Source organism: Rhodococcus aetherivorans, assembly GCF_011058165.1.
Taxonomy (GTDB): Bacteria; Actinomycetota; Actinomycetes; order Mycobacteriales; family Mycobacteriaceae; genus Rhodococcus; species Rhodococcus aetherivorans.
In genome coordinates, this window is record NZ_JAALEG010000180.1 from 1 (window position 1) to 2,831 (window position 2,831).

3 protein-coding genes are annotated in these 2,831 nt (G+C 74.2%); all 3 read right to left on the reverse strand.

Annotated features, from left to right (window positions below; genetic code table 11):
- Positions 1-43: 43 nt before the first annotated feature.
- A complete protein-coding gene (locus G6039_RS29965) occupies positions 44-1,009 on the reverse strand; it encodes a ParA family protein (RefSeq protein ID WP_006936740.1) in 966 nt (321 codons plus the stop codon).
- 100 nt (positions 1,010-1,109) lie between these two features.
- On the reverse strand, positions 1,110-2,027 hold the full coding sequence (gene xerD, locus G6039_RS29970) for a site-specific tyrosine recombinase XerD (RefSeq protein WP_006936739.1): 918 nt from the start codon (positions 2,025-2,027) through the stop codon (positions 1,110-1,112).
- A 4-nt stretch (positions 2,028-2,031) separates the two neighbouring features.
- Positions 2,032-2,661 carry an NUDIX domain-containing protein gene (locus G6039_RS29975; protein WP_029543870.1) on the reverse strand — a complete coding sequence of 210 codons (630 nt, stop codon included), beginning with the start codon at positions 2,659-2,661 and terminating at the stop codon, positions 2,032-2,034.
- Positions 2,662-2,831 lie beyond the last annotated feature (170 nt).

Sequence of the window (2,831 nt, forward strand, 5' to 3'; positions counted from 1 at the left end):
CAGGGTCGGGCGCGGCCGGGCCGGGGGTGTCGACGGTCACGGGCTATCGGCCGGAGCGGTGGATCACTTCGCGGGCCAGGGCCCGGTAGGACTCGGCGCCGGCGGACTTCGGCGCCCAGGTGGTGATGGGTTCTCCGGCGACGCTGGTCTCGGGGAACCGGACGGTGCGGGCGATGACGCTGTCGTAGACGAGGTCGCCGAAGACCTCGACGACCCGGGACATCACCTCGCGGGCGTGCAGGGTGCGCGAGTCGAACATGGTCACGAGGATCCCGGCGAGGCTGAGCTTGGGGTTGAGCCGGTCGCGCACCTTGTCGACGGTGTCGTTGAGCAGGGCCAGTCCGCGGAGGCTGAAGTACTCGCATTCCATCGGGATGATCACCGCGTCGGCGCAGGCAAGGGCGTTGACGGTGAGCAGGCCGAGGGACGGCTGGCAGTCGACGAGGATGTAGTCGTAGCGGTCGAGGACGGGGTACAGGGCGCGGCCGAGGGCTTGTTCGCGGCCGACCTCGGAGACGAGCTGGATCTCGGCGGCGGACAGGTCGATGTTGCTGGGCAGCAGGTCCAGGCCTTCGACGCGGGTGTGCAGCAGTACGTCGTCGACGGAGACGCCGCGTTCGACGAGGAGGTTGTGCACGGTCAGGTCGAGGTCGTGGTGGGCGACACCGAGACCGGCGGACAGGGCGCCCTGCGGGTCGAGGTCGACGAGCAGGACGCGGCGGCCGTATTCGGCGAGGGAGGCACCGAGGTTGATGGTCGAGGTGGTCTTGCCGACCCCGCCCTTCTGGTTGCACATCGCGATGATCTTCGCGGGCCCATGGCTGGGCAGCGGCTGCGGTTCCGGGACGTGCCGGCGGGGCCGGCCGGTGGGGCCGAGCTCGGCCTCGGGTTCCGCGGTGTGGGTGTGCTCCGGGCCGGCGTGTGCCGCGTCGGCGCCGGGGCGGCCGTGGAGCAGGGCGTGCTGTGCTGCCGGCGCTGTGTCCGCTGCGGGCGGTTGTGGTGTCCCCACTATCCCCTGCTCCCCCTGTCCTGCTCGCTCGGCTGTCGGATCAACGCTACCGCTTCGGGTGGTGCGATGGCGCCGTGGACACGCCCTGCCGTCGCGGGCGCTATCGGGCGCGGGGGTGGGCCCCGGCCCACACCTCGCGCAGCGCACCGGCTGTGACCTGCGTGTAGATCTGTGTGGTGGTCACCGAGGCATGGCCGAGCAGTTCCTGCACCACGCGCACGTCGGCGCCGCCGTCGAGGAGGTGGGTGGCGAAGGAGTGGCGCAGGGTGTGCGGGGAGACGGCGGCGGTGACCCCGGCGCGGGTGGCGGCGGTCTGCAGCACCTGCCAGGCGCTCTGCCGGGACAGGCGGCCGCCGCGGGCGTTGAGGAACAGTGCGGGGGTGCGGCCGGTGGCCAGCGCGGGCCGGCCCCGCACGAGATAGGCGTCGACGGCGGCCAGGGCGGGCCGGCCGACCGGCACGACGCGTTGCTTGCCGCCCTTGCCGCGCAGGAGCACCGACCGGTTGGTGGTGTCGAGGTCGTCGACGTCGAGGCCGACGGCCTCGGAGATGCGTGCCCCGGTGGAGTACAGCAGTTCGAGCAGCGCCCGGTCGCGCAGGTCGCGCGGCCCGTCGGCGCTGGTGCCCGCGGAGCCGAGGATGGCCAGCACGTCGGCGACGGACAGGGCCTTGGGCAGGCGCCGGCCCGCGGCGGGGGGTTTGACGGCGCGGGCGACGTCGACGGGGGTGCGGCCTTCGGTGGTGGCGAAGCGGTGCAGTCCGCGCACGGCGACGAGGGCGCGGGCGGCGGAGCTGGCCGCGAGGGCGGGCCTGCCGCGGTCGGGGTCGCCTCGGCGCAGCGCGGTGACGAAGTCGCCGACGTGCTCTTCACGGACGTCGGCGAGGTCGTCGATGCCGCGGTCGGTGAGGTGGTCGAGGTAGCGGGTGAGGTCGCGCCGGTAGGACGCCAGGGTGTTGGGGGCGGCGCCGCGCTCGACGGTGAGGTGGTCGAGGTAGGCGTCGAGCTGGCGGGCGAGCACCGCGTCAGTTCCCGTCGCGCTTGGTGCGCAGCAGGGCGCGGGGCCGGTCGGGCCACTCGGCCCCGGCGGGGCGCAGGGCGCCCGCGTCGCGGCGGGTGGCGGCGAGGGCGAGGATCCCCGACACGGCGGTGGCGTTGACGATCCGGCCGCCGAGCACCATGGCGACGGCCTCGTCGACGGGGACGCGGCGGATCTCGAGGTCCGCCTCCTCGTGTTCGGGGTCGGGCCGGTCGGCCTCGGACAGGTCCCGGGCCGCGTACACGCGCACGGCCTCGTCGGTGAATCCCGGCGAGAGGGCGAGGTCGACGAGCAGGTCCCAGCGGGCGGCGGCCAGGCCGGTCTCCTCGGCGAGTTCCCGGCGGGCCGCGTCGAGCGGGTCCTCGCCGGGCGCGTCGAGCAGCCCGGCGGGCAGCTCCCAGAGGCGGTGCCCGAGCGGGTGGCGGTACTGGTGGATCAGGATCAGCCGGTCCTGCTCGTCGACCGCGGCGATCGCGACGGCGCCGTGGTGTTCGACCACCTCCCGTTCGGCCTCGTGCCCGTCGGGCATGGCGACCCGGTCCACACGCAGCGACACGATCGCGCCGGTGTAGATCCGGCGCGTGGACAGCGTCCGGAACTCGTGTCGCTGCGTCACGGTCGGCTACTTGCCGCCGGCGGTGGCGTTCTCGGACGTGGTGACCACCGCGTCGCCGCCGTCCACGTCGACCTCGTCCGCGTCGTCGCCGTGCACGTCCACGGGCAGGCGCTCGGCGGCCTTGTACCGCAGCGCGGCTGCGATGAACGCGGAGAACAGCGGGTGCGGGC